This is a genomic window from Bradyrhizobium cytisi, from assembly GCF_008123515.1.
GTDB lineage: Bacteria > Pseudomonadota > Alphaproteobacteria > Rhizobiales > Xanthobacteraceae > Bradyrhizobium > Bradyrhizobium cytisi.
Window position 1 is genome coordinate 1 of the sequence record NZ_VSSR01000165.1, and the last position, 3545, is coordinate 3545.

Consider the following 3545-nt stretch of genomic DNA (forward strand, 5'->3'; position numbering starts at 1 on the left):
ATCCAGATTGTCGCGCTACAGGGAGCTAACAGGCAGATCTGTGATCAGCTTCCACTCAACTTTCTTTCTCTTCTTCGGCGTCACGCGCTCTTCGGCGTGGATTACCGTTAAGGTCAACGCGGGATAGCGCTTCTGTTTTCCGATCGGCGGCAGGCTCACGGTCGATTGAAAGTGGCCAGCCAGAATGTCCGCTTCGCTGACCCGGTCGTTGGAGAAAAAACGATACGCAGCCTTGGTGTTGGCCCAGTCCTGGCACACCAGCGGAATACTTTCGCCCATGGCGCTCCCGATCTGCGCTACCACTTTGCGGAGCCGCTTGTTCAGGCGCTCGTCGGCAAGGCTGCAGCCAGCGAGCTCGCGATCAAACCATGCGTCGGCTTCTTCGTCCATTGGCACCGCCCCCTGCGAATCGGTGCCAGACAAGGAATCACGGTCGATTCCTGCGATGCAATGGTTTGTGCGCTCCCTCAGCCCGTTCGACTAAATGTGGGTAATTGAAAGCCTCACCGGACGGTTACCCCCGATCTTGGCGTGCAGCGACTTCACGTCGATCGCGGGCGCGGCGGGCGACATGCTGCCCGAGCCGAAAACCCCGGAAGCGCCGCCTTCGAGCTGAGCCTTCCAGGCCGTGATCTGATTGGGATGGACCTCAAAGTGCTCGGCCAGTTGGGCTACCGTCCGGTCACCCTTGACGGCGGCAAGCTCCACCTTGGCCTTGAAGGCCGGCGTGTGGTTCCGGCGTGCTCGTCTGCTTATGGTCGCTCCTGATTCTCAGGCATCAGCGTGCCCGCTGTCAGGCAGAAACTCCACTTATCGACCTGTTCAAATTTGCGGAGCCGGCTCTCTTACAATCCGCAGGTGCAATCCTCGAAAATAGTCGCCTGCTAGGGAACAAGCATTACAACGAGGACACTAAGCCTCCTCTCGATATCATCTTCGGGGCTCTAGTTTATATCGGCTCATCAGGAGATTCGCATTGGTCACGGCATCATACACCGGCAGCTGCGTCTGCTCGCGAAGGTGTTGCGTCACTATCGGAAAACCTGCGCACTCCAATAAGATCACCTCGACGTCATGATATCGCTTACACATAAGTGCGATTGCGGCCCGCAAATCTTTGGATACCTGCAGAGTCGTGTAGCTATTTTCGGGCCCCGACATGACTTTCCATGTCTCGGAATGCTCGATGCCACCAATTGCTATTCGATCGTATGACTCAACACCGGCGCATTTTAGCAGATCGAACGTCAATGCCCTTGAGTCGAATGTCAATATCCCGACACCCTTCATGGTCGCCATGAGATAGGGCAGGAGCAGCAAGCAGGAGTCGAAACTGGCACTGGTACGGCCTGCATCATCGCGTTTTGGTACTTGATCGTGAAGCCGCAATTGGTCGTGATCGCAACTGCGCCATCATCCACCAACTCTTTTGCTGCCCCTATGAACGCCTCTTCCAATTTGTCGTCCTCACAACCAACAACCACATTCCTGGTCCAAGCACCTGGAACCTGGCGATAAATGTGGGAAATGGAAAAGTATTAGGATTGCTGAGCGATACGGGCACCGTCTGCGGCGCATTGTGTAGCTGCAGTATACCAAGTGCGCCGCTGGTATGGGTCATTTCAGATCCGGCTCCCACAAAAATTCCAACTCATTGTAGCTCCGGCGTGCGACCAAGATCGCAGCGCCACACCAATTCTGGCGCGTCATCCGCCAGCAGGAAATCTTGCTCCAAATTCTCTCCCGCCACCGCTGAAACGTTCATTTCGTTCCGAGAGACCGTCAGGTTCTTCGAGGATAGCTATCCATATCGGGACCAATCAGTCGATACTGTTCAGTACTTAGTCAACGAATCTAGCAGCATGCGGATAATCGGACACATTCGCATACCGATGCGTTATTTCGTCGTCTACTTCTATGTCGTCTATCGCCACAATGCTCGCCCACACTCCAGACGCTGTATCGGTCCACAGTATTTGTGCATTCGGGCTAGATGAGTGATTTACGATCGAGATTAATCCGAAAACAACGTAGCCTGTCAGCGGGTCACATTTGATATCTCGATCGGGCCGGACGAAGTAGTACTCGAACAGGCCTGTGCGATTTAGGAGCTGAGCTTGAGCATGATCAAATCCCCACGTTGGAGCGCGCTCAATTACATCTCCACTCTTGAACGGAATATTTGCAAATACACCTCGGCCCTTTCGTGGTGCAGTTTTGACATACACAGTGCTGCTGCGATCAATGACGTTTTCCGCCATCACTTGTTTCTTCTCGGTGCCTGGCATTAACCTGCCTCTATTGTTTCACCATTCCTGGGGTACCCATTGATGGTCTGGCGTTCGCAAGCGGAGTTGGCTTTGGAATGCTAACCTCAAACGAGCCCAGCGCGCGCGGTGCCAGGTACCCGGCACTGCGTTGGTCCTTGTCCCCGCCATCAACCGTGGGTACGGAACGCGGCCCGCGCATTGGTGGGTGAACGATCGGACGCATCTTCTCCATAGCGAAATGCGAAACGTTCATTCAAATGCCTCCACTCTCAACAACATCATATAGCTGATCCCAAGCGCCTGATAACCACCTACGTAGATGGGCTGCCAAGATGCGTAGGCAAGCTTAGCTGCGGATGACAAAACTTGAGAAGCCAGATAGAGTAGCCACCCGCGCTTGGTTGAGCCGATGCAGTTGTTGTCGTCCCCGCAGCGAGTTCACCAACGACGCGATCCTGACTGGGGCCGATCAGAGCCGCGTCCCATGGCAATACGTCGCCCCGCAAGCCCATGCGAATGCTTGATCGAGAGCTTCAACGAACCGCTGCGGGATGAAATATTGAACGAGACGCGGTTCACGTCTCTGGCCCTGGTCCGCGTCACACTTGGATCTTGGCGTGCCGATTGCAACAACACACGATCGCACTCGCAGCTCGGATGGAAGTCCCCGTCCGAGTTCGCGATCACCTGCCAGCCGCGCCGGGATCTGCGCTGCGCCATGCCGAAGGCTCCGCGCCAGCTCCCGTCGCTCTCACCGCCCAACCGGGCAAAGGCTTTGTGGCGCCCGGCGTGAACGAGGAGATGACCCGCACATAACACCACGGTCGACTGCCGCCGTAGTGAATAATGGAGATTCTTGCCCGCGCAGCAGAGGGAGCCGGCAACGGCGCTCGACGTACTCGGCCAGTTCCTGGGTGAGCTTTGGTCCGATTGGCACGGGACGCGTTTTGAAAAGCTTCGTGTCACGAACGGTGTGGCCCGATCAGTCAAATTCACGTTTGCAGGACCAAACGAAGCGCCTCGCCAATGCGCGCGGCTTCGGTACCGCAAAAGGAGGAGCGTAGGGTACATAGCTGGCGCGTGAAGGCGATGCCAACCTTCAGAATCGAGGTCAGCCGGCGCAGTTCTTCCGTGCAATAAGCATAGGGCGTTTGTTGCTGCCGCAGCTTTGGAAAGGTTATCGGCAGTGGGGACGATGCCGCGTGCCCGCGACTGATGGCGGATCGATAAAGCCCCTCAAAACCCTATATCGTCGCACTAGTGGCTCGGCACAGT

Annotated in this window: 2 protein-coding genes and 2 pseudogenes; 1 reads left to right on the forward strand and 3 read right to left on the reverse strand. The window is 56.1% G+C overall.

Annotation, left to right across the window (positions count from 1 at the left end):
- Window positions 1–15: 15 nt before the first annotated feature.
- The 3 genes and pseudogenes from FXB38_RS44525 to FXB38_RS42295 form a co-directional block, all read right to left on the reverse strand.
- A complete protein-coding gene (locus FXB38_RS44525) occupies window positions 16–390 on the reverse strand; it encodes an IS4/Tn5 family transposase DNA-binding protein (protein WP_246230649.1) in 375 nt (124 codons plus the stop codon).
- A gap of 129 nt (window positions 391–519) precedes the next feature.
- Window positions 520–756, reverse strand: a pseudogene (locus FXB38_RS42285) (transposase); the annotation flags it as partial.
- A gap of 1085 nt (window positions 757–1841) precedes the next feature.
- Complete coding sequence (locus tag FXB38_RS42295) at window positions 1842–2288, reverse strand: SET domain-containing protein-lysine N-methyltransferase (RefSeq protein ID WP_148756745.1); 447 nt, start codon at window positions 2286–2288, stop codon at window positions 1842–1844.
- Between the two features lie 413 nt (window positions 2289–2701).
- Between FXB38_RS42295 and FXB38_RS42300 the strand changes: the two are divergent.
- Window positions 2702–3086, forward strand: a pseudogene (locus FXB38_RS42300) (integrase core domain-containing protein); the annotation flags it as partial.
- Between the last annotated feature and the right edge of the window lie 459 nt (window positions 3087–3545).

Excerpts from the sequence above, each read along its gene's own strand:
- FXB38_RS42295 (WP_148756745.1), bottom strand. The coding sequence starts at position 2,288 with ATGCCAGGCACCGAGAAGAAACAAGTGATGGCGGAAAACGTCATTGAT.
- FXB38_RS44525 (WP_246230649.1), bottom strand. The coding sequence starts at position 390 with ATGGACGAAGAAGCCGACGCATGGTTTGATCGCGAGCTCGCTGGCTGC.